Raw genomic sequence first — 23656 nt, 5'->3', positions numbered from 1 at the left:
GCAGGCGGCCTCCCGGCCGCCCGGAATGCGTTTACTGCAGTGCCTGCACGCCCGCCACCAGCCAGCCGCTGGTGCCGCTGGTGGGCTTGGTCATGTTCCAGACTTCGCGGAACGGGCCCGGGCCGGCGGAAGCATCTTCGCGGATCATGCCGGAGAACTCCACGCTCGCCAGGTAGGCGTCGGCCAGTTCCTCGATGCCCAGCAGCTTGGCGTCGAGCATCACGACTTCGGTCTTGTTCGAGGCGCCGCCGGTGTGGCTTGCGCGGTCGGCCAGCTGGCTGCGGATTTCCTCGACCATGCTGTCGGTCATCATGGAACGCAGCATGCTGACGTCGGCGCGGTCCCATGCGTCCTGCAGGGTCACGAAGTTGCGCTTGGCGGCGCCGAGGAAGCCGTCCACGTCGAATCCGGCCGGGATGCCCCAGGTCTGCGCGCCAGAGAGCGCGGAGCCGATCATGCTGCCGCCGGCCGCCGCGCCTGCCGCGGAAAGGCTGCTGCCATGCCGGTCGTCGGTGGGCGCGGGCGTGGTGGCGTCGAAGGCGCTTGCGTTGCGCTCCCAGGGCCGTGCCGAAGCGTCGTTGCCGACGTTGGCGGGGCTGTACTGCGCGGGGGCGCTGGCATTTGCCGGGTTGCCGGCACCTTCGAAGGCGAAACCGCCCGGGCGTGCGGCGCCCGACGATGCGGCCGAGCGCGCCTTGAACATGCGCCAGGCAAACAGGCCGGCCATCACAAGCAGGCCGATCAACAGGATGTTCGCGAAGCCGGCGCCAAGGCCCAGCGAATGGGCGAGCCAGGCCAGGCCCAGGCCGGCGGCAAGGCCACCGAGCATGGCGCCCCACGGGCGCTTCGGCGCCGCGGCGGCGGGTGCCGGCGTTGCGGGCTTGGGCGCTGCGTTGGTGGCGCTTTGTTGCGTGGGTGCGGTGGGCGATGCGGATTCGCGCTGTGTCACGTTGGACGACTGGCGGCCGACCGACTTGCCGCCGCCGATGCGGGCTGCATCGGCCTGAACGCTGACCAGGGCCAGCAAGCAAGCCAGGAACAAAGAACTCAAACTTTTCATGTCGTCTCCTCTTTTGCGCGAAGAATTCGCGTCATCAACATTTGATTCCAACATGAAGGGCAACCACGCCACCCGTCATGTTGTGATAGTCCACATGCCCGAAACCGCCCTCTTTCATGAGGGTCTTGAGTTCGTCCTGCGCGGGATGCATGCGGATGGATTCGGCCAGGTAGCGGTAGCTCGCGTCGTCGCCCGCCACCAGCTTGCCCAGGCGCGGCAGAACGTTGAACGAATACCAGTCGTAGACCTTGGCCAGCGGCTTGGCGACCTTCGAGAATTCGAGCACCAGCAGCTTGCCGCGCGGCTTGAGCACGCGGTTCATTTCCTTCAGCGCGGCGTCCTTGTGCGTCATGTTGCGCAGGCCGAAGGCGACGGTCACGACATCGAAGTGCTCGGAAGGGAACGGCAGCTTCTCGGCGTCGCACACCAGCGTGGGCAGCGCCACGCCGGCATCGAGCAGGCGGTCGCGGCCGGTGCGCAGCATGGCTTCGTTGATGTCGGTGTGCACCACCTGGCCGCTGGCGCCCACCTTCTTCGAGAAAGCCAGCGCGAGGTCGCCGGTGCCGCCCGCGATGTCGAGCACGCGCGAGCCCTCGCCCACGTTGGCCACCATCACGGTGTAGGCCTTCCAGGCGCGGTGCAGCCCCATCGACATCAGGTCGTTCATGAGGTCGTAACGCGTGGCGACGGAATCGAAGACGCCGCGGACACGTTGCGCTTTCTCGCTTTCGTCGACTTTTTCGAAGCCGAAGTGGGTGGTGCTCATGCGCCTGATATTAGGCCGGAAGCACACACCTCAAGAAGGCGACCCTGCGGAGACGGCGGGCTTTGTTGCTTTTTCTTCAAATAGCGAGCCGCGGCAAGGCGCGCCGCGCCTGCGTGCGCGGCTATTTTTTTCAGCAGCGAATGGGGTCGGGCGGGTCAGTGGCTGCTGCAGGCGGAGCCGCCCTTGTCGATCATCGGCGCATCGCGGTCGACGCCCGCGGCGGCAAGCCGGCGCTCGTACTCGGCCCAGAGCCCGGCCTGGTTGGCGCCGAGTTCGTACAGCAGGTTCCACGAGAAGATGCCGGTGTCGTGGCCGTCGCTGAAGACCGGCTGCACGGCGTAGTTGCCCACCGGCTTCAGGTCGACCAGTTCGACCTCGCGCTTGCCGGTCTGCAGCACTTCCTGCCCCGGGCCGTGGCCCTGCACCTCGGCCGACGGCGAATAGATGCGCATCAGCTCGAACGGAATGCGGAAGGTCGCGCCATCCGAGAATCCGACCTCGAGCACGCGCGACTGGCCGTGCACGGTGATCGATTGCGGCGTCGGTGCGCCGGCTTGCAAACCTGCCATCAGAAGCTCCTTGTGCCCAAGCGGGCCATCATCGCACTCTCGAGCGCGGGCAGGCGGGCGGCCACCGCGGCATCACGGACCGCATCCGTTTCGCGCTGCACCGGCGCCCAGACGGAACCCGGAAAATGCGTGTCGTCGGCAAAGCGCGCGATCACGTGCCAATGCAGGTGCGGCACCATGTTGCCGAGCGCCGCGAGGTTGATCTTGGCCGGCGCCAGATGCTCGCGCAGGCACTGCTCGACCACCGTCACGGCCTCCATGCACAGCACGCGGTCGGCCGCGTCCAGGTCTGAAAATTCCGCCGCATGCTCGCGCCAGATCACGCGGTAGAAGGCCGGGAAGCCGGCCTCTTCCGCATGGATGACGCGAAGCTTCGCGCCCTCGAACACGACGCGGCCGCCGGGGCCTTCGCAGAACGGACAGCCTTGCACCTTCATACCAATACCCGCTCGATCCCGCCATGATTGGCGGCGGCCACGTATTCCGGCATCCAGTCCTTGCCGAGGATCTTGTTGGCCATCTCGACCACGATGTAGTCGGCTTCGAGCAGGCCGTTGTTCAGGTCGTTGCCGTAGCGCGAGAGGCCCTGCAGGCAGCTCGGGCAGCTGGTGAGGATCTTCACGTTGTCCTTGGCGCCGACCTGGCCGCTCTCGCGCAGCGCAGCCTCGCCCTTCTTGAGCTCTTCTTCCTTGCGGAAGCGGATCTGCGTCGAGATGTCGGGCCGCGACACGCCCAGCGTGCCCGATTCGCCGCAGCAGCGGTCGTTCTTGAGCACGTTGTCGCCGACCAGCGCCTTCACGGTCTTCATCGGGTCCTGCAGCTTCATCGGGCTGTGGCAGGGGTCGTGGTAGAGGTAGCCGCCGCCGCCTGCCCCATTTTCCAGGTTCGCCAGCGTGATGCCCTTTTCGAGCAGGTACTCGTGGATGTCGATGATGCGGCAGCCCGGAAAGATCTTGTCGAACTGGTAGCCCTGCAGCTGGTCGTAGCAGGTGCCGCAGCTCACCACCACGGTCTTGATGTCGAGGTAGTTGAGCGTGTTGGCCACGCGGTGGAACAGCACGCGGTTGTCGGTGATCATCTTCTCGGCCTTGTCGAACTGGCCGCTGCCGCGCTGCGGATAGCCGCAGCAGAGATAACCGGGCGGCAGCACCGTCTGCACGCCCGCATGCCAGAGCATGGCCTGCGTGGCCAAGCCGACTTGCGAGAACAGCCGCTCCGATCCGCAGCCCGGAAAGTAGAACACCGCCTCGGTTTCCGACGTGGTCGTCTTCGGGTCGCGGATGATCGGCACGTAGTCGGCATCCTCGATGTCGAGCAGCGCGCGCGCGGTCTTCTTCGGCAGGTTGCCCGGCATCTTCTTGTTGATGAAGTGGATCACCTGCTCCTTGACCGGCGCCGGGCCGAGGGTGGCGGGCGGCGCGGCGGTCTGCTTCCTGGCAAGCCCGCGCAGCAGGTCGTTGGCCAGGCGCTGGGCCTTGAAGCCGATGCCCACCATGCCCGCGCGCACCGCCTTGATGGTCTGCGGGTTGGTCGCGTTGAGGAAGAACATCGCGGCCGCGTTGCCGGGGCGGAAGCTCTTCTGCCCCATCTTGCGCAGCAGGTTGCGCATGTTCATCGACACGTCGCCGAAGTCGATCTTCACCGGGCACGGCGTGAGGCACTTGTGGCACACCGTGCAGTGGTCGGCCACGTCCTCGAACTCTTCCCAGTGCTTGATGCTGATGCCGCGCCGGGTCTGTTCTTCGTAGAGGAAGGCCTCGACCAGCAGCGAGGTTGCCAGGATCTTGTTGCGCGGGCTGTACAGCAGGTTGGCGCGGGGCACGTGGGTGGCGCACACCGGCTTGCACTTGCCGCAGCGCAGGCAGTCCTTCACGCTGTCGGCAATGGCGCCGATGTCGCTCTGCTGCATGATGAGCGACTCGTGCCCCATGAGGCCGAAGCTCGGCGTGTAGGCGTTGGTCAGGTCGGCATGCGGCAGCGCGGTTGCGCCAGCGGGCGCGCGCAGCAGCTTGCCCTTGTTGAAGCGGCCTTCGGGGTCGACGCGCTGCTTGTAGTCCATGAAGGGCTTGAGCTCTTCGTCGCTCAGGAATTCGAGCTTGGTGATGCCGATGCCGTGCTCGCCCGAGATCACGCCGTCGAGGCTGCGCGCCAGCGCCATGATGCGCACCACCGCGGCATGCGCGGTCTGCAGCATGTCGTAGTTGTCGCTGTTGACGGGGATGTTGGTGTGCACGTTGCCGTCGCCCGCGTGCATGTGCAGCGCAACCCACACGCGGCCCTTGAGCACCTGCTGGTGGATGGCCGTGCACTCGGCCAGGATCGGTGCGAATTCGCCGCCCGAAAAGATTTCCTGCAGCGGCTGGCGCAGCTGGGTCTTCCAGCTCGCGCGCAGGGTGTGGTCCTGCAGCTGCGGGAACAGCGGGTCGACATCGCGCAGCCATTCGGCCCAGAGCGCACGCACGCCCTGCACCAGCGCCACGGCCTGCGCCACACGGTCTTCGAGCAGCTCGGCCGACGGGATGTCGTTGGCGTCGTCGGACTTGCCGAGCGGCAGGTTGCCGCGCGCGAAGAACGCTTCCAGCGCATCGGCGAACGCCAGCTTGTTCTGCAGAGACAGTTCGATGTTGATGCGCTCGATGCCGTCGGTGTACTCGGCCATGCGCGGCAGCGGAATCACCACGTCTTCGTTGATCTTGAAGGCGTTGGTGTGTTTGCTGATGGCGGCGGTGCGCTTGCGGTCGAGCCAGAATTTCTTGCGCGCCTCGGGGCTGATGGCGATGAAGCCTTCGCCGCTGCGCGAGTTGGCGATGCGCACCACTTCCGAGGTGACGCGCGCCACCGCATCGGCATCGTCGCCCGCGATGTCGCCGAACAGCACCATCTTCGGCAGGCCGCCGTGCTTCTTCGATTTGGTGGCGTAGCCCACGGCCTTCAGGTAGCGGTCGTCCAGGTGCTCGAGGCCCGCGAGCAGCACACCCGAGCGCTTCTGCTCGGCGAACATGAAGTCCTTGATCTCGACGATGCTGGGCACCGCGTCCTTGGCGTTGCCGAAGAACTCGAGGCACACGGTGCGCGTGTGCGCCGGCATGCGGTGCACCACCCAGCGGCAGCTGGTGATGAGGCCGTCGCAGCCCTCTTTCTGGATGCCGGGCAGGCCCGAGAGGAACTTGTCGGTCACGTCCTTGCCGAGGCCTTCCTTGCGGAAAGTGCGGCCGGGGATCTCCAGGCGCTCGGTGCGCAGTTTGGTCTTGCCGTCGGCGGCGTAGTACTGCAGCTCGAACACGGCGCTTTCGGCGTCGTGGATCTTGCCAAGGTTGTGGCCGATGCGCGTGACTTCGAGCCATTCGGCCTGCGGCGTGACCATGCGCCACGAAGCCAGGTTGTCGAGCGCCGTGCCCCAGAGAACGGCCTTCTTGCCGCCCGCGTTCATGGCGACGTTGCCGCCCACGCACGAGGCCTCGGCCGAGGTGGGGTCGACCGCGAACACGAAGCCCGCGCGCTCGGCGGCGTCGGCCACGCGCTGGGTGACGACACCCGCTTCGGTCCAGATGGTGGGCACGGGCTGGTCGAGGCCGGGCAGCGCCATGTGCTCGACCTCGGTCATGGCCTCGAGCTTCTCGGTGTTGATGACCACGCTCTTCCACGTGAGCGGAATGGCGCCGCCGGTGTAGCCGGTGCCGCCGCCGCGCGGGATGATGGTGAGCCCCAGCTCGATGCAGCCCTTGACCAGCAGCGCCATCTCGGCCTCGGTGTCGGGGCACAGCACCACGAAGGGATATTCGACGCGCCAGTCGGTGGCGTCGGTGACGTGCGAGACGCGCGAGAGGCCATCGAACTTGATGTTGTCCTTGGCCGTGAGGCGGCCCAGCACGCGCGTGGCCTTGCGGCGCAGGGCGGCCACGTCGCGAAAGGCGGTGTCGAAGGCTGCCACCGCATCGCCGACGAGCCCCGTGAGTTCGCCCACGAGCTGGTCGCGCGGCAGGTCGCTGTCGGGGGTGCGGCGTTTCTGGACTTCGGCCAGGCGGTGCCGGAGGGCGTCGACCAGCTGGCCGCGGCGGCGCGGGTTGTCGAGCAGGTCGTCGACTAGGTAGGGGTTGCGCTGGACCACCCAGATGTCGCCGAGCACTTCGTAGAGCATGCGGGCTGATCGGCCGGTGCGGCGTTCGGCCCGCAGGGTCTGGAGCAGTTCCCAGCCGCGCTCGCCCAACAGGCGGATCACGATCTCGCGATCGGAAAAGCTGGTGTAGTTATAGGGGATCTCGCGCAGTCGTACAGGCTCTGCGGCCTGCGACAACAGCGTAGTCAACGCGGTCGGAGCATTCATCGGGGGTGGCACCTCGGCCAGGCGCTGCGCGCCCATATAGCCGGGGGTGGGGATTTTAGGGCAGGGCTCGGGGTCTTGCCTTGGGCGGGTGGCGTTCCCCTATTGAGAGGCGCCCGGCAGGCGGTGCGGCGCAGTCGGCCCCACTGTGCCGGCCCTTCGGGCTCCCCTGCGGTGCTCGACTCGGACGGGGTCCCGCTCGAACTCGCTTCGCTCAGACAATCGCGGGCCCTGATCCGCCCGAGTCTGCGCTCCTCGGCGGCACAGAGGGGCCGACTGCGCCGCACCGCCTGCCGGGCGCCTGTCGTGGCGTGGATGCCGTCGGCCCTCACCCCAGCCCTCTCCCGGAGGGAGAGGGAGCAAAACCGAGACGGTCGGTTCAGAACAGCACGCGGCTGCGGATCGTCCCGTTGACCTTGGCCAGTTTCTCCAGCGCCAGGTCGGAGTACGCCGCATCGATGTCCGTCACCACGTAGCCGATCTTCTCGTTGGTCTGCAGGAACTGCGAGGAGATGTTGATGTTGTTGTCCGAGAAGATCTTGTTGATCTCCGACAGCACGCCGGGCACGTTGCGGTGGATGTGCAGCAGCCGGTGCTTGCCGGGGTGGGCTGGTAGCGCCACCTCGGGAAAATTGACCGACGAGGTCGAGGTTCCGTTGTCGCTGTACTTGACCAGCTTTTCCGCCACTTCGAGCCCGATGTTGGCCTGCGCCTCCATCGTCGAGCCGCCGATGTGGGGCGTGAGGATGACGTTGTCGAGCCCGCGCAGCGGCGACTGGAATTCGTCCTTGTTGGTGCGCGGCTCGACCGGGAACACGTCGATGGCGGCGCCCAGCAGCTTCTTCTGCTTCAGCGCCTCGGCCAGCGGCTCGATGGCGACCACCGTGCCGCGCGAGGCGTTGATCAGGATCGCGCCCGGCTTCATGGCGGCGATTTCGGCCGCGCCGATCATCCACTGCGTGGCCTGTGTCTCGGGCACGTGCAGGGTCACGATGTCGCTCTGGGCCAGCAGCTGGTGCAACTCGCGCACCTGGTGCGCATTGCCCAGCGGCAGCTTGGTCACCACGTCGTAGAAAGCCACCTTCATGCCCAGCGCCTCGGCCAGCACCGACAGCTGCGCGCCGATGGAGCCGTAGCCCACGATGCCCAGCGTCTTGCCGCGGATCTCGAATGCGTTCTCGGCCGACTTGAGCCAGCCGCCGCGGTGCGCGACGGCGCTTTTTTCAGGCACGCCGCGCAACAGCAGGATGGCCTCGGCCAGCACCAGCTCGGCCACCGAACGGGTGTTGGAATACGGCGCGTTGAACACCGCCACGCCGTGTTCGCGCGCGGACTCCAGGTCGACCTGGTTGGTGCCGATGCAGAAGCACCCCGCGGCCACCAGCTTCTGGGCGGCCGCGAAGACCTCGGCCGTCAATTGCGTGCGCGAGCGGATGCCCAGGAAGTGGACGTCGGCGATCCTGGCCTTGAGTTCGGCGTCGGGGAGCGCCCCCGGCAGCGACTCGATGTTGGTGTAGCCCGCACCGCGCAGCACCTCCACGGCCGAAGGATGGATGCCTTCGAGCAAAAGGAACTTGATCCTGCTTTTTTCGAGGGAGGTTTTGCTGCTCATGGCGTACTCGCTGAGGCCCCGGCCACGGCGACGGGCTAGGCCGAAAAAGGGGGAGGTCGATGCTAGCATGCTGCGCCGCAGCATGAAGGCGCACACCCTGTGGGAAGCCCTGCGCCAAAGGGGTTTTCCCGATTGGAACTTGGCAACAGTCCGTGCGCCAATGTGACGCGGCCGTGTCATCCACATGGCCTAGCATCCGCGCTTTCATTTTCCCATCAGGAGTCTTCATGCGATTCAAGACGCTCGCGCTGGCATCGGCGCTGGCCGCCACGCTGTTCAATGTGGCACAGGCTCAGACCGAGATCCAGTGGTGGCATTCCATGACCGCTGTCAATAACGAGTGGGTCAACGACCTGGCCAAGCAGTTCAACGAGAGCCAGAAGGAATACAAGGTCGTGCCGACCTACAAGGGCACGTACGACGAATCGATGACGGCCTCCATCGCGGCTTACCGCTCCGGCAACGCACCGCACATCCTGCAGGTGTTCGAAGTGGGCACCGCCACCATGATGGCCAGCAAGGGCGCCATCGTGCCGGTGGGCCAGGTCATGAAGGACGCGGGCGAGAAGTTCGACCCTGCCGCCTACATTCCCGCCGTGGCCGGCTACTACACCGCGCCCAACGGCCAGATGCTGAGCTTCCCGCTGAACAGCTCGACGACGGTGTTCTATGTCAACAAGGACGCCTTCAAGGCCGCGGGCATCGACACCGACAAGCTGCCCTCGACCTGGCCCGAGGTGGCAGCCGCCGCGGCAAAGCTCAAGGCGAGCGGCCACAAGTGTCCGTTCACCACCGCCTGGCAGGGCTGGACGCAGCTCGAGAGCTTCTCGGCCTGGCACAACGTCGAATTCGCGACCAAGAGCAACGGCCTGGCCGGGCTCGATGCGCGCATGAAGATCAATTCGCCGCTGCACGTGCGCCACATCGAGAACCTGGCCAACATGGCCAAGCAGGGCCTGTTCATCTACAAGGGCCGCGGCAATGTGCCGGAAGCCTCGTTCGTTTCGGGCGAGTGCGCGATGATCAACACCTCGTCCGGCTTCTACGGCAACGTCGCCAAGAACGCCAAGTTCGCCTACGCGGTCTCTCCCCTGCCCTACTACCCGGACGTGCCCGGCGCACCGCAGAACACCGTGATCGGCGGCGCCAGCCTCTGGGTCATGTCGGGCAAGAAGCCGGCCGAGTACAAGGGCGTGGCCAAGTTCTTCAGCTTCATCTCGACGCCTGAAGTGCAGTCGGCCAGCCACAAGCGCACGGGCTATCTGCCCGTGACCATGGCGTCCTACAAGCTCACCGAGGATTCGGGCTTCTACAAGCAGAACCCCGGCACCGACGTGGCCGTGACGCAGATGGTGCGCAAGGTCACCGACAAGAGCCGCGGCATCCGCCTGGGCAACTACGTGCAGATCCGCGCCATCGAGGACGAAGAACTCGAACAGGTCTGGAGCGGCAAGAAGACCGCCAAGGAAGCGCTCGATTCGATCGTGCAGCGCGGCAACGAACAGCTGGAACGCTTCCAAAAGGCTAACAAAAGCTAACGATTGACGGCCGGACCCGCCGGTCCGGCTAATATCGCCCGCCCCCCGTTCGCTCGTGCAGAAGAGCGGGCCGGGCGGGATTTTTTATGCAGAGGGTTCATGGAAAAACGCGTTTTCTTTCGCTCGGGCTGGCTGCCCTGGCTGCTGCTGACGCCGCAAATGGCGGTGATCCTCGTGTTTTTCTTCTGGCCGGCGGGGCAGGCTCTGCTGCAGTCGCTGCAGCAGCAGGACGCCTTCGGCACGTCGGTGGAGTTTGTCGGGCTCGACAACTTCCGCCAGATATTCAGCGACCCGAGCTATGTGGAGTCGTTCAAGACCACCGCCCTGTTCTCGGTGCTGGTGGCGGGCATCGGCATCACGCTGTCGCTGGCGCTCGCGGTGTTTGCCGACCGCATCACGCGCGGCGGCACCTTCTACAAGACCATGCTGATCCTGCCCTACGCGGTGGCGCCCGCCGTGGCGGCCGTGCTCTGGGTCTTCATGTTCTCGCCCTCGCTGGGCGTGGTGGCCTATGCGCTCGGCAAGATCGGCATCGACTGGAACCACCTGCTGGACTCCGGCCACGCCATGACGCTGATCGTGATGGCCTCGGTGTGGAAGCAGATCTCCTACAACTTCCTGTTCTTCCTGGCCGGCCTGCAGTCGATTCCCAAGTCGCTCATCGAGGCCGCGGCCATCGACGGCGCGCGCCCGTGGCGCCGCTTCTGGACCGTGCAGTTTCCGCTGCTCTCGCCCACCACCTTCTTCCTGCTGGTGATCAACGTGGTCTATGCCTTCTTCGACACCTTCGCGATCGTCGATGCGGCCACGCAGGGCGGGCCGGGCAAGGACACGGCCATCCTGGTCTACAAGGTGTATTACGACGGCTTCAAGGCCATGGACCTGGGCGGCTCGGCGGCGCAGTCGGTGGTGCTGATGGTGATCGTGGTGGCGCTCACCGTGATCCAGTTCCGCTACGTGGAAAAGAAGGTTCAATACTGATGAAGCAAGACAAGAATTTCGCGGGGGCGTCCCATGGTTGAGAAACGCGGCACCCACGGCGTCCTGGCCCATGTGGTGATGATCCTGGGCGTGTTCATCGTCGCCTTTCCGCTCTACCTGGCGTTCGTGGCGTCCACGCACACGGCACAGGAGATCGTGCAGGCGCCGATGCCGCTCCTGCCCGGCACCAACATGTGGGACAGCTACAAGGGCGCGCTCTTCGGGCGCGAAACCAGCGCCGGTTCCAATGCGCCCGTGGCCCACATGATGTGGGTGAGCCTGGTGTCGGCGCTGGTGATCTCCATCGGCAAGATCTCCATCTCGCTGCTGTCGGCCTTTGCCATCGTCTACTTCCGGTTCCCGTTCAAGAAGATCTGCTTCTGGGCCATCTTCGTGACGCTGATGCTGCCGGTGGAGGTGCGCATCCTGCCCACCTACAAGGTGCTGTCCGACCTGAACATGCTGAACACCTACGCGGGCCTCACGGTGCCGCTGATCGCGTCGGCCACGGCCACCTTCCTGTTCCGCCAGTTCTTCCTGACGGTGCCCGACGAGCTCACCGAGGCCTCGCGCATGGACGGCGCAAGCCCCATGCGCTTCTTCTTCGACGTGCTGCTGCCGCTGTCGAAGACATCGATTGCGGCGCTGTTCGTGATCCAGTTCATCTACGGCTGGAACCAGTACCTCTGGCCGCTGCTCGCCACCACCGGCGAGGACATGTATCCGGTGGTGGTCGGCATCAAGCGAATGATTGCCGGCGGCGACAGCCAGAACGAATGGAACGTGGTGATGGCCACCGCCATCCTCGCCATGCTGCCGCCCGCGCTGGTGGTGGTGCTGATGCAAAAGTGGTTCGTCAAGGGCCTTGTGGATACAGAGAAATAAAGAATGGCTGCACTTTCCCTACGCAATGTCATCAAGCGCTACGGCCACGGGCCGAAAGCCAACCAGGTCATCCACGGCGTGAGCGCCGAGATCGCCGACCATGAATTCATCGTGATCGTCGGGCCTTCGGGCTGCGGCAAGTCCACCCTGCTGCGCATGGTGGCAGGCCTCGAGGAAATCTCGGCCGGCGAAATCTCCATTGGCGGGCGCGTGGTGAACAACCTCGAGCCCTCCGAGCGCGACATCGCCATGGTGTTCCAGAACTACGCGCTCTATCCGCACATGAGCGTGTTCAAGAACATGGCCTACGGCCTGAAGATCGCCAAGGTGCCGGTGCCCGAGATCAAGACCCGCGTCGACAAGGCGGCCAAGATCCTCGAGCTGGGCCACCTGCTCGAGCGCAAGCCGCGCGAGCTCTCGGGCGGCCAGCGCCAGCGCGTGGCCATGGGCCGCGCCATCGTGCGCCAGCCGCAGGTGTTTTTGTTCGACGAGCCGCTGTCCAACCTCGACGCCAAGCTGCGCGCGCAGACCCGCATCGAGATCCAGAAGCTGCACCGCGAGCTCGGCATCACCTCGCTGTTCGTCACGCACGACCAGGTCGAAGCCATGACGCTGGCGCAGCGCATCATCGTGATGAACGGCGGCGTGATGGACCAGTTCGCAACGCCCGAAGAGGTCTACAACCGGCCTGCCACCACCTTCGTTGCGAGCTTCATCGGCTCGCCGCCGATGAACCTGCTGCAGCACGCGCCCGGCGTGCGGCCGGGCCAGATCCTCGGCATCCGCCCGGAGCACCTGACGCTGGACGAAAGCGGCTGGTCGGTGCAGGTCGAGTCGGTCGAGCTGCTGGGCGCCGAGCGGCTGGTGTATGGCCGCATCGGCGAGGAGCAGATCATCATGCGCACCGACGAAAGCGACCATCCGCCGGTCGCGGGCGACACGGTGAAGATCGCGGCGCGCGAAGACAAGCTGCACTGGTTCGACGCCGGCTCCGGCAAGCGGGCCGACTGAGCGATGCCGGCGTTGCAACCCTGGCCCTATCCGCGCTGGATCGCGCACCGCGGCGCCGGCAGGCTGGCGCCCGAGAACACGCTCGCGGCCTTTCGCCTCGGCGCAGCGCACGGCTACCGCATGTTCGAGTGCGACGCCAAGCTCAGCGCCGATGGCGTGGCCTTTCTGATGCACGACGCCACACTGGAGCGCACCACCAACGGCCGCGGCATCGGCGGCGCGCAGCCCTGGAGCGCGCTCGCGCAGCTCGACGCCGGCGGCTGGCATTCGCGCGCCTTCGCGGGCGAGCCGCTCGCCACGCTCGAGAACCTCGCGCGCTTCTGCCTGGCCAACGGCCACCTGCTCAACATCGAGATCAAGCCCACGCCGGGCACCGAGCGCGAAACCGGCGAAGCGGTGGCCCGGCTGGCGGCCCGGCTGTGGCGGGGCGCGGCCATTGCGCCGCTGCTCACCTCGTTCCAGGTGGAATCGCTGGCCGGAGCCAGGGCGGTGCAGCCCGAGCTGCCGCGCGGGCTCCTGCTCGATACGCTGCGGGACGGCTGGCTTGCCGCGGCCACCGGCCTGAAGTGCGCCGCGGTGGTCTGCAACCACGCGCTCTGGGACACCGCCACGGTGGCGCAGGTGCAAGGCGCGGGCATGCGCGCGCTGAGCTACACCGTGAACGACGAATGGGCCGCGCAGCGGCTCATCGACCTGGGCACCGACGGCATCATCACCGACCGGGTCGACCTGTTCAGCCCGGCCGGCTGACCGCTCCTTGCCGAGGCGGCCCGACACACGCTGTCACGCGCCGCGCCGCGGGCCGCAAATGGCGCCTTCTATGATGGCGTCCATGCGTTCGCTCCCCCGTCTGATGGCCTTTGTCCTGGCTGCCCTGCTGCTGTGCGGCGCCGCGGCGGCGCAGCCGGGCAACAGCACCACCGCGATCGCCGCTGCCGCGGCGCCGGCGCCCGAACCCACGGTGGCCGAGCTGCGCGAGCAGCTCACGAAGATCACCGCCGAAGCCGATTCCACCGAGAACACGCGCCAGCTGCTGGCGCAGATCAACGACATCGGCACGCAGGCCGACAAGTTCGTGGCCGCGCGCACCGGCGAGCTGGCCGACTTGAACGCCCGCCTCGGCGAGCTCGGCAATCCGCCGGCCGCGGGCGCCACCGAAGACCCCGACATCACGCGCCAGCGCGCCCGCCTCACGAAGGAGCGCAACGCGCTGGACGCCGACATCCGGCTGGCACGGCTGCTGTCCATCGACGTGCGGCAGCGCGGCGCCGAACTGGTGACCCAGCGCCGCGCGCTTTTCGAGGCGCAGATCACCGAACGCGCACCCTCCCCGCTCACCGGCGAGTTCTGGCGCGATCTGCAGGAGGCCTGGCCGAGCGACTTGGCGCGCCTGCGGGCCATGGCCTCCGACCTGCGCGACGGCCTGGCGCAGGCCATGCAGCAGGGGCCCCGGATGGCGGTGCTGGGGGCGCTGCTGCTGGCGGTGCTGCTCGCGGTGCTCGGCACCTGGGTGGCCGAGCATCTGCTGACGCGGATCGCCGCGCGGCTGCTGCCCGCAGGCCGGCTGCGGCGTTCGCTGCTGGTGATTGCCATCGTGGCGAGCCATGTGGTGCTGGTGGCCGCGGCGGCGCACGGCTTCGTGTGGGTGCTCGAGGAATACGCCACCTGGGAGCCGCAGGCGCGCAAGGCGATGCGTTCGATGGCGCAGGCGCTGGTGTTCATGGCCTTCGTGATCGGACTGGGCCGCGGGCTGCTGGCCACCGGCCGGCCGTCGTGGCGGCTGCCGCCGATTCCCGATGCCATGGCCAGCCGGCTGGCCGCGCTGCCGTGGCTGGTTGCGCTGGTGGCGGCGCTGGCCTGGGCGCCGGTGGAGATCAATGCGCTGGTGGAAGCGAGCTTTGCGGCCGTTGTTGCCACGCACGTGCTCACGGCGCTGGTGCTCACCGCCCTGGTCGGCGCGGTGCTCCATCGGCTGAGGCCGCTGCGCGCCGACGCGCCGGAGTCCGGCCTGCCCGAGCGGCCGATGTGGGTCGGCCTGCTGGTGGCCTGCATCGGCCTGTTGATGGTGGCCATCTGGGTGCTGGTGGCCGTGGGCTACGTGGCGCTCGCGAGCTTCCTGGCCTCGCAGCTCACCTGGAGCGGCATCGTCGCGGCCGCCTTCTACGTGCTGTTCAAGTTTGCCGACGACGTCTTCATGGCCGGCGTGTCGTCGCGCAGCAGCTTCGGCCAGCGCCTGCAGAAGAGCTTCGGCCTGGCGCCGCAGACGCTCGACCAGGCCGCCACCGTGCTCTCCGGGCTGAGCCGGGTGGCGCTGTTCTTCTACATGCTGATCGCGCTCGCGGCGCCGCTGGGCACCGGGCCGAGCGAAGTGTTCCAGCGCAGCGGCAAGTTCGGCACCGGCGTGAAGGTGGGCGAGTTCCAGCTGGTACCGGGCGCCATCCTGAGCGCCGTGGCCGTGGCGGTGGTCGGCTTCATCGTGCTCAGGGTCTTCAAGCGCTGGCTCGCGCGCAGCTACCTGCCCAGCACGCAGTTCGAGCCGGGCATGCAGAGTTCGATCATCACGCTGCTCGGCTACGTGGGCGGCATCCTGGTGATCGCGTTCTCGCTGTCGGCGCTGGGCATCGGCGTCGAGCGCATCGCGTGGGTGGCCAGCGCGCTGTCGGTGGGCATCGGCTTCGGTCTGCAGGCCATCGTGCAGAACTTCATCTCGGGCCTGATCCTCCTGGCCGAGCAGCCGGTGAAGGTGGGCGACTGGGTGGTGCTGGGCACCACCGAGGGCGACGTGCGGCGCATCAACGTGCGCGCCACGGAAATCCAGGTTGCAGACCGCTCGACGGTGATCGTGCCGAACTCCGAATTCATCACGAAGACCGTGCGCAACATGACGCTGGCCAACGCGGAAGGCCGGGTGCTGATCCGGCTGCCGATGCCGCTGACCACCAACGCGCAGCGCGTGCGCGAGCTCATCCTGGAGGCATGCCGCGCGCACGAGAGCGTGCTGGAAACGCCGGCGCCTTCGCTCACGCTCGAAGGCATCGAGGGCGGCCTGCTCATGTTCCAGGCCATTGCCTATGTGCCGAGTCCGCGCCTGGCGGGCAGCGTGCGCAGCGACCTGCTGTTCACCATCCTCGAGCGCCTGGACGCGGAGCAGCTGCCGCTGATGCCGTATGCGGCTGCACCTGCACCTGCACCTGCACCAATGCCTGCGCCCGCGCCCGCGCCGGATGCCGTGGACGGCGCCGGCCCGGCGGCCGCCACCCCAGTCTAGGCGTCGCACCGATCGTCCAAGCAGCGGGGAAATGCCCGCGCTGATCGATCAATTGTCCGGAGGCTCCCAAACGAACAATCAGCCATGAGCAGGCGTGCTGTCGCCAACGCTCGCCCGGAGCATCAATGGCTGAAGAAAGCGACCTCGAAAAAACCGAACCCGCCTCACCGCAGCGCCTCGAAAAGGCGCGCGAGGAAGGGGACGTGGCCCGGTCGCGCGAACTGGCGACCTTCGTGCTGCTGGGCACCGCCGTTGCCGGCCTGTGGCTCACCGCGGACTCGCTCGGCGCCACGCTGCGCGGCGCGCTGGCCCAGGGCCTGCACTTCGACCGCGCCACGGCGTTCGATCCTTCCCACATGCTGGCGCGCGCCGGTCTCATCGGCCAGCAGGCGCTGCTCGCGCTCGCGCCGCTGTTCGGCATGATGCTGGTCGCCGCCGTGGCGGCGCCGCTGATGCTCGGCGGCTGGCTGCTCTCGGCCAAGGCCCTCGCGCCCAAGTTCAGCAAGCTCGATCCGGTCGCCGGCGTCGGCCGCATGTTTTCCGCGCAGGCCCTGTCGGAGCTGTTCAAGGCGCTGGCCAAGTCGCTGCTGATCGGCGGCGTGGCCTGGCTGGTGATCATGGGCAACGTGGACGAGGTCTCGGCGCTGATGGCGCAGTCGGAGCGCACCGCGCTGCCGCAGATGATCGTGCTGGTGGCGCACAACTGCGCACTGATTGCCTCCGCGCTGTTCCTGGTGGCGCTGGTGGACGTTCCCTACCAGCTGTGGAGCTACCACCGCAAGCTGCGCATGTCGCGCGAAGACCTGCGCCAGGAGCACAAGGAGAGCGAAGGCGATCCGCACGTCAAGGCGCAGATCCGCCGCCAGCAGCAGCAGATGGCGCGCCGGCGGATGATGTCCGAGGTGCCGAAGGCCGACATCGTGGTGACCAACCCCACGCACTTCGCGGTGGCGCTCAAGTATGTGGACCAGGACATGCGCGCGCCGCGCGTGGTGGCCAAGGGAAGCGACCTGATGGCCGAGCGCATCCGCGAGATCGCGCGCGAGAACAAGGTTCCGATCCTGGAGGCGCCGCCGCTCACGCGCGCGCTGTTCAAGCACACCCGGCTCGGCGACGAGATCCCGGCCGGCCTCTACACCGCGGTGGCCGAGGTATTGGCCTGGGTCTACCAGCTCAAGCGCTGGCACAGCGAAGGCGGCGATGCGCCGCGCACGCCGGCCGACCTGCCGATCCCCGAATCGCTCGAATACTCGCCGAAGGCCGCCGCATGAACGCCATGGCCACCCTGACGCGCCTGCAGGCGCAGCTGTTCTCCGGCACCCAGTGGAAGGGGCTCGCGGGCCCCATCCTGATCGTGCTGATCCTGAGCATGATGGTGCTGCCGCTGCCGCCCTTCCTGCTCGACCTGCTGTTCACCTTCAACATCGCGATGTCGGTGATGGTGCTGCTGGTGAGCATGTACACCATGAAGGCGCTGGACTTCGCGGCCTTCCCAGCCGTGCTGCTGTTCTCCACGCTGCTGCGCCTGTCGCTCAACGTGGCTTCCACGCGCGTGGTGCTGATGCACGGCCACACCGGGCCGGATGCGGCGGGCAAGGTGATCGAGGCCTTCGGCCACTTCCTGGTGGGCGGCAACTTCGCGGTGGGCGTGATGGTGTTCATCATCCTGGTGCTGATCAACTTCATGGTGATCACCAAGGGCGCGGGGCGCATCGCCGAGGTCGGCGCGCGCTTCATGCTCGATGCGATGCCCGGCAAGCAGATGGCGATCGACGCCGACCTGAACGCCGGCCTGATCGGCGAGGACGTGGCGCGCAAGCGCCGCCAGGAAGTCGCGCAGGAAGCCGACTTCTACGGTTCGATGGACGGCGCCAGCAAATTCGTGCGCGGCGACGCGATTGCCGGCCTGCTGATCATGGTGATCAACATCATCGGCGGCCTGGTGGTCGGCATGCTCCAGCACGGGCTGGACTTCGGCACCGCCGGCACGACCTACACGCTGCTGGCCATCGGCGACGGCCTGGTGGCGCAGATTCCGGCGCTGGTGATCTCGACCGCCGCGGGCGTGATCGTCTCGCGCGTCACCACCGACGAAGACGTGGGCCGGCAGTTGACCGGCCAGCTGTTCTCCAATCCGCAGGTGCTGTTTCTCACGGCCGGCCTCATCGGCCTGATGGGGATGATTCCCGGCATGCCGAACCTGGCCTTCCTGCTGATCGCGGGCAGCCTGGCGTGGCTGGGCCGGCGCATGCTCAAGCGCACGCCGCAGGCCACGGCCGAGCAGGCCGCCGCGGCCCAGGCCGCAACGATGCCATCGGCCGAAGCGGCCGAGGCGACATGGGACGACGTGGCGCTGGTCGACCCGCTCGGCATGGAGGTCGGCTACCGGCTGATCCCGCTGGTGGACCAGACCCAGAACGGCGAACTGCTGGGCCGCATCAAGAGCATCCGCAAGAAGGTGGCCCAGGAGATCGGCTTCCTGGCGCCGGTGGTCCATATCCGCGACAACCTGGAGATCCCGCCCAACACCTACGTGATCAGCCTCAAGGGTGTCGAGATCGGCCGCGGCGAGGCCTTCCCCAACCAGTGGATGGCCATCAACCCCGGCCAGGTGAGCGGCACCCTGCCCGGCACGCCGACGCAGGACCCGGCGTTCCACCTGCCCGCCGTGTGGATCGACGCCAGCCTGCGCCAGGAAGCGCAGGTGCTCGGCTACACGGTGGTCGATGCATGCACGGTCATGGCCACGCACCTGAACCACCTGATCCAGACCCACGCCGCCGAGTTGCTGGGCCGCCAGGAAGTGCAGCAGCTGCTCGACCAGATCGGCAAGACCGCGCCCAAGCTCACGGAGGACCTGGTGCCCAAGATCATCTCGCTGAGCACGCTGCACAAGGTGCTGCAGAACCTGCTCGACGAAGAGGTGCCGATCCGCGACATGCGCACCATCCTCGACGTGATGGCCGAGCACGCGCCCACCGTCAAGGACGCGGCCGAGCTCACCTCGCTCACGCGCCTGGCGCTCGGCCGCGCGATCACGCAGCAGCTGTTCCCGGGCGATTCCGAACTGCAGGTGATCGGCCTGGACGGCGCGCTCGACGGCGTGCTGCAGCAGGCGCTCGCCAACAACAACGGCATCGAGCCGGGCCTGGCCAACAGCCTCATGCAGCAGACCCGCGCGGCCATCGCGCGCCAGGAGCAGCTGGGCCTGGCGCCGGTGCTGGTGGTCCAGCATTCGCTGCGCGTGCTGCTCTCGCGCTTCCTGCGCCGCAGCTTCCGCCAGCTCAAGGTTCTCTCGCATGCGGAGATTCCTGACACCCGCCACATCAAGATCACCGCCACCATCGGAGGAAGAGTTTGAACATCCCGACAGACGTCCGCACCAGCGCGCGCAAGTTCGTCGCGCCCACCAGCCGGGAAGCGCTGCGCCTGGCGCGCCAGGCGCTCGGCGACGAAGCCATCGTGCTGACCAACCGCGCGACCGCCGACGGCGTGGAGATCGTCGCCATGGTGCAGGAAGACGTGGAAGAAGTGCGTGCGAGCGCAGCCGCTGCGCCGCAGGCCTTGCCGGCGGCTGCAGCCGTTCCTGCGCCCGTTTCCGCTGCGGCTCCGCTCGCGGCAGACAGCGTGCTCGGCGAACTCCATTCGATGCGCTGCATGATCGAGGAACAGCTGGCCGGCGTGGCCTGGAACGAGAAGCAGCGGCGCGACCCGATGCGCGGCCGCCTGCTGCGCACCCTGCTCGGCGCCGGCTTCAGCGCCCGCCTCTCGAAGGCCATGCTGGAGCACCTGCCCACGGGCCAGAGCTATGCCCAGGGCATGGCCTTCGTGCGCTCGGAACTGATCCGCACGCTGCCGGTGCACGAGGACGAGGACGCACTGCTCGCGCAGGGCGGCGTCTACGCGCTGATGGGGCCCACCGGCGTCGGCAAGACCACCACCACGGCCAAGCTCGCGGCGCGCTGCGTGATGCGCTTCGGCGCCGACAAGCTGGCACTGGTCACCACCGACAGCTACCGCATCGGCGCCTACGAGCAGCTGCGCATCTACGGCCAGATCCTCAATGTGCCGGTCTACGCCGTGAAGGACGCGGCCGACCTGCACCTGGTGCTGCAGGACCTGCGCGACAAGCACATGGTGCTGATCGATACCGTGGGCATGAGCCAGCGCGACCGTGCCGTGTCCGACCAGATCGCGATGCTCTGCAGCAGCCAGCGGCCCGTGAAGCGGCTGCTGCTGCTCAACGCCACGAGCCACGGCGACACGCTCAACGAAGTGGTGCACGCCTACCGGCATGGCAGCGGCAGCGATCTCGCGGGCTGCATCTTCACCAAGGTCGACGAGGCCACGCATCCGGGCGCGCTGATCGACACCGTGATCCGCCACCGCCTGCCGGTGCACTATGTCTCGAGCGGCCAGAAGGTGCCCGAGAACCTGATGCGGGCCGACCGCGCCCAGCTGGTGGACAGCGCGTTCCAGGCCAACAGCCGCAGCGCGCTGTTCGTTCCCGGCGAAGGCGACCTGCAGGACGGGTCGGCGAATGCCGAGGCTTCCGCGGCCCATGCGGAGGCCGAACGCCAGCGGCTGCAATACCGGCAGCTGATCCGCGCCATGGCGCACGACGCGCAGGAGGTGGCCGCCGCGGCGTCGGCACTCGCGGCCGCACCGCTCGGCTTCGAGCAGGCGCGCGCGCTCTGGCGGCAGGCCGCCGACGAGGACGTCGGCCACAAGGCGGTGCTGCAGGCGCTCATGGCGCATGCCGCGAGCGAAGTCGCCGCCAGCTGCGACACCCATGTGCTGGCGCTCAGCGGCCAGGTCGGGCTCAAGTCCGACGAAGGCAGCGACGCCTACCAATGCCAGGGCAGCCTGCTCCTGTCCGACCGCGGCGGACTGCCGCTCGCGGCGCCCAACCAGTGGCTCTCCACCGCCGCGACCCGCAACGCCACCGACCCCACGCGCAAGCCGGGCGTGCGGCAGGTGCAGTGGCTGCGCCAGCAGGACTTCGGCAAGGCCGTGGTGCACATGCTGCCCCGGCTGCCCGCGGCCGAGCTCATGCTGCAGTGGCAGGTGCAGCGCCAGCAATGGATGGCGCGTGCGCCGGGCTCCACGGCGGTGAGCGACGCGCGCACCGGCGAGTACGCCACGCTGACCGGCCTGGACTTCAGTTTCGACGATCCGCGCGCCGTGGTCTTCAAGGGCCGCGCCGCGCTGCAATCGGTGGCCCAGGCCCAGGTGACACTGCGCACCGATGGCGGCCCGCCCGGCCTGCGCTGCGTGGTGACGCGCGTGACCGATGCGCGCAGCCACAAGGTCCTGGCGCAGAGTTACGCGCTCACCAACATCGGCCGCGACATCCCGCTGCAGCGGCTCGCGCAATGGCAGTGCTGGGCCGCCGAGGCCGAGCCCTGCCTGCGCCTGCTGCGCCAGGGCCTCGGCGTGCTGGGCGGGCTCGGCGAGGCGGGCGATCCGCACATGATGAAGCGCCTGCTCATTGCAGGCCAGGTGACCACCACCGTGTGGCGCCTGCTGCAGGCCGACGGCGACTGGGCTGTGCGCACCCGCGCGCTGCTGGCGCAGCTCACCGGAAGGCCGGCACGCAACGGCCGTCCGGTTTCGGGCAACGTGCTTTATGCCGGCGTGGGCAAGCTGTTCTTCCTGCTGGAGGCGCTGGACACGTGAGCAAGCTGGTGTCGGATCAAGCCGATGGGCTGCGGCGGCTGCTCGCGCAGTCGCCTTCGCGCATCATCGCGATCGCAAGCATGGGCAACCGGCCGGGCGCCACCACGGCGGCAATGAACCTGGGTGCCGCGCTGGCCCACATGGGCAAGGACGTGCTGCTGCTCGACGAACACCAGCCGGGGCCGGATTCGGCTTGCGCGGCGTGGGCCGCCGACCCGCTCGGAACGCTGGCGGACGTCGTCTCCCAGCGGCTGACCTGCGAAGGCGCCGCCGCGCGCACCGAGTGCGGCGTCCATGTGCTGCCGGCACCGCCGGGCGGCCAGCCCGACCACACCGATCCGCGCCTGCTGTGGGATGGCGACGTCATCCTGGTCGACGCGGCGCTCGACAGCGTCGGCAGCCTGTCGCCGCTGGCACGGCTGGCGGACGAACTGGTGGTGGTGCTGCAGCCCCACCCGGCCTCCATCACCGCCACCTATTCGGGCATCAAGCGGCTGCACTACGCGCATGCGCTCAGGCAGCTTCGCCTCTTGGTCAACAACGTCGCCGATCCCGAGGCGGCGCGCCAGACCATGGCCAACCTGGTCGACACCGGCAGCCGCTACCTGGCGGTCTCGATGCAGCCGGCCGGCTGGGTGCGGGCCGACCCGCACCTGCCCGATGCCAGGCGCCTCGCCCGGACCGTGGTGGAGGCCTTCCCGGCCAGCGCCGCGGCGGTGGATTTCCGCGTCATCGCCGCTGCCGTCGCGCAGTGGCCGTGGCGTCCGGCGGCGCGGCCGCAGGACGCCAGGACGGCGCACTGGCCCGAGGCGCTGGCGCCGGAGCCAGCAGCAGCAGCACAAGAGGAAGAAACGGAAGAAAGGGACGGCCGTGTACACCGCGCAGGGAACCATTGAGAAGTCCCACCTGCTGAAGCAGCACCAGCCGATGGTGCGCCGCATGGCGCTCCAGATGCTGGCCAAGCTGCCCGCCAGCGTGGAACTCGACGACCTGATCCAGGCCGGCATGATCGGCTTGCTGGATGCATCCACGCGCTACCAGGACAACCGCGGCGCGCAGTTCGAAACCTTTGCCAGCCAGCGCATCCGCGGCGCCATGCTCGACGAACTGCGCGCGAGCGACTGGGGCTCGCGCGGGCTGCGCCAGTCGGCCCGCAACGTCGAACAGGCGATCCAGGCACTGGAACACCGGCTGGGCCGGTCCGCCACCGAAGGAGAGATCGCCAGGGAACTGAAGATGGACCTGGACGACTACCAGTCGCTGCTGCAGGACATCCGGGGCTGCCAGCTGCTCTACGTGGAAGACTTTGCGCAGGATGGCGAGTCCGAAAACCCATGGCTCGATCGGCAGGCGCGCAACGACGACGGCCGGCTCGACGGCGACGACCCGCTGGCGCAACTGCTCGAAGCGGGTTTTCGCCACGAGATCGTCGATGCGATTGCCGCGCTGCCCGAGCGGGACCAGCTGCTGCTGAACCTCTACTACGAGGAAGAGCTGAACCTGCGCGAGATCGGTGCGATCCTGGAAGTGACGCAGTCGCGCGTGTGCCAGCTGCACAGCCAGGCGATCAGCCGGCTGCGCGCGAAGCTGAAGGATTCGCTCTAGGAATGCCTTCTCAGCGCGCGCAATGCCGCGCCAATGACATCAAAATCGCGACAAAATCGCCGAATTACGCTGCACAACCCCGACATTTTGCCGAGGACATCCCCGCTCCGTTCGAAAAATGCGACAGATGTCGTGCCGCCAAAGAAGCCAATAATGCGACACTGGTTGTTGGTCATGCGGTGTCAATTTCAAGGTCAGGAGCGGCGATGCCGTCGCACGGGAGGATGGTCAAGCCTCGTTCTGCACACTGCCTCGACGCGGTCGCGCTCAAGCTGTCGCTGACGAAGCCCATGCTCCAAACCTCAGCTCGATCAAGAGCCTTGGTCTCAGCATGATTTCTCCTGACAGTGCCGCGCATGTA

Annotated in this window: 17 protein-coding genes; 11 read left to right on the top strand and 6 right to left on the bottom strand. The window is 67.6% G+C overall.

All coding sequences use genetic code 11. The features are described from left to right. Positions 1 to 31: 31 nt before the first annotated feature. The 6 genes from QFZ47_RS18245 to serA all read right to left on the bottom strand — a co-directional run bounded on the left by QFZ47_RS18245 (position 32) and on the right by serA (position 8328). The gene (locus tag QFZ47_RS18245; protein ID WP_307656959.1) at positions 32 to 1060 is read right to left on the bottom strand and encodes a Tim44 domain-containing protein; all 1029 of its coding nucleotides are present in this window, start codon (positions 1058 to 1060) and stop codon (positions 32 to 34) included. A 34-nt stretch (positions 1061 to 1094) separates the two neighbouring features. Then, complete coding sequence (ubiE, locus tag QFZ47_RS18240) at positions 1095 to 1826, bottom strand: bifunctional demethylmenaquinone methyltransferase/2-methoxy-6-polyprenyl-1,4-benzoquinol methylase UbiE (RefSeq protein ID WP_307656958.1); 732 nt, start codon at positions 1824 to 1826, stop codon at positions 1095 to 1097. A 155-nt stretch (positions 1827 to 1981) separates the two neighbouring features. Next, the gene (locus tag QFZ47_RS18235) at positions 1982 to 2395 is read right to left on the bottom strand and encodes a gamma-butyrobetaine hydroxylase family protein (protein ID WP_021008808.1); all 414 of its coding nucleotides are present in this window, start codon (positions 2393 to 2395) and stop codon (positions 1982 to 1984) included. Then, the gene (locus QFZ47_RS18230; RefSeq protein WP_307656957.1) at positions 2395 to 2832 is read right to left on the bottom strand and encodes an HIT family protein; all 438 of its coding nucleotides are present in this window, start codon (positions 2830 to 2832) and stop codon (positions 2395 to 2397) included. The genes QFZ47_RS18235 and QFZ47_RS18230 overlap by 1 nt, the downstream gene beginning before the upstream one ends. After that, entirely contained in the window at positions 2829 to 6719 is a 3891-nt protein-coding gene (locus tag QFZ47_RS18225; RefSeq protein WP_307656956.1) for a DUF3683 domain-containing protein, read from the bottom strand. The genes QFZ47_RS18230 and QFZ47_RS18225 overlap by 4 nt, the downstream gene beginning before the upstream one ends. A gap of 376 nt (positions 6720 to 7095) precedes the next feature. Then, positions 7096 to 8328: a phosphoglycerate dehydrogenase gene (serA, locus tag QFZ47_RS18220; protein WP_307656955.1), complete on the bottom strand. Its 1233-nt coding sequence runs from the start codon at positions 8326 to 8328 to the stop codon at positions 7096 to 7098. A gap of 227 nt (positions 8329 to 8555) precedes the next feature. On the opposite strand from serA, the gene ugpB reads away from it, so the two are divergent. The 11 genes from ugpB (at position 8556) to QFZ47_RS18165 (ending at position 23295) form a co-directional block, all read left to right on the top strand. After that, positions 8556 to 9866, top strand: a complete 1311-nt coding sequence (gene ugpB, locus QFZ47_RS18215) for a sn-glycerol-3-phosphate ABC transporter substrate-binding protein UgpB (protein ID WP_307656954.1) — start codon at positions 8556 to 8558, stop codon at positions 9864 to 9866. Positions 9867 to 9965: 99 nt separating this feature from the next. Next, entirely contained in the window at positions 9966 to 10847 is an 882-nt protein-coding gene (gene ugpA, locus QFZ47_RS18210; protein ID WP_307656953.1) for a sn-glycerol-3-phosphate ABC transporter permease UgpA, read from the top strand. 33 nt (positions 10848 to 10880) lie between these two features. Next, positions 10881 to 11732, top strand: coding sequence for a sn-glycerol-3-phosphate ABC transporter permease UgpE (gene ugpE / locus QFZ47_RS18205; RefSeq protein ID WP_307656952.1), 852 nt, complete (start codon positions 10881 to 10883; stop codon positions 11730 to 11732). Positions 11733 to 11735: 3 nt separating this feature from the next. Next, the gene (locus tag QFZ47_RS18200) at positions 11736 to 12743 is read left to right on the top strand and encodes a sn-glycerol-3-phosphate import ATP-binding protein UgpC (protein ID WP_307656951.1); all 1008 of its coding nucleotides are present in this window, start codon (positions 11736 to 11738) and stop codon (positions 12741 to 12743) included. Positions 12744 to 12746: 3 nt separating this feature from the next. Beyond that, a complete protein-coding gene (gene ugpQ / locus QFZ47_RS18195; RefSeq protein ID WP_307656950.1) occupies positions 12747 to 13493 on the top strand; it encodes a glycerophosphodiester phosphodiesterase in 747 nt (248 codons plus the stop codon). Between the two features lie 70 nt (positions 13494 to 13563). Beyond that, on the top strand, positions 13564 to 16011 hold the full coding sequence (locus tag QFZ47_RS18190) for a DUF3772 domain-containing protein (RefSeq protein ID WP_370880590.1): 2448 nt from the start codon (positions 13564 to 13566) through the stop codon (positions 16009 to 16011). Positions 16012 to 16136: 125 nt separating this feature from the next. Next, positions 16137 to 17282: a flagellar biosynthesis protein FlhB gene (gene flhB, locus QFZ47_RS18185; protein ID WP_307656948.1), complete on the top strand. Its 1146-nt coding sequence runs from the start codon at positions 16137 to 16139 to the stop codon at positions 17280 to 17282. Next, positions 17279 to 19372: a flagellar biosynthesis protein FlhA gene (flhA, locus tag QFZ47_RS18180; RefSeq protein WP_307656947.1), complete on the top strand. Its 2094-nt coding sequence runs from the start codon at positions 17279 to 17281 to the stop codon at positions 19370 to 19372. The genes flhB and flhA overlap by 4 nt, the downstream gene beginning before the upstream one ends. Then, entirely contained in the window at positions 19369 to 21690 is a 2322-nt protein-coding gene (gene flhF, locus QFZ47_RS18175; protein ID WP_307656946.1) for a flagellar biosynthesis GTPase FlhF, read from the top strand. Before flhA ends, flhF begins: the two co-directional genes overlap by 4 nt. Beyond that, on the top strand, positions 21687 to 22586 hold the full coding sequence (locus tag QFZ47_RS18170; RefSeq protein ID WP_307656945.1) for a MinD/ParA family ATP-binding protein: 900 nt from the start codon (positions 21687 to 21689) through the stop codon (positions 22584 to 22586). Before flhF ends, QFZ47_RS18170 begins: the two co-directional genes overlap by 4 nt. After that, complete coding sequence (locus QFZ47_RS18165; RefSeq protein ID WP_307656944.1) at positions 22561 to 23295, top strand: RNA polymerase sigma factor FliA; 735 nt, start codon at positions 22561 to 22563, stop codon at positions 23293 to 23295. The genes QFZ47_RS18170 and QFZ47_RS18165 overlap by 26 nt, the downstream gene beginning before the upstream one ends. Positions 23296 to 23656 lie beyond the last annotated feature (361 nt).

Source organism: Variovorax paradoxus, from assembly GCF_030815975.1.
Taxonomy (GTDB): domain Bacteria; phylum Pseudomonadota; class Gammaproteobacteria; order Burkholderiales; family Burkholderiaceae_C; genus Variovorax; species Variovorax paradoxus_N.
The sequence above is the reverse complement of the archived record's forward strand: the minus strand, read 5'-3'. Positions and strand labels throughout refer to the sequence as shown.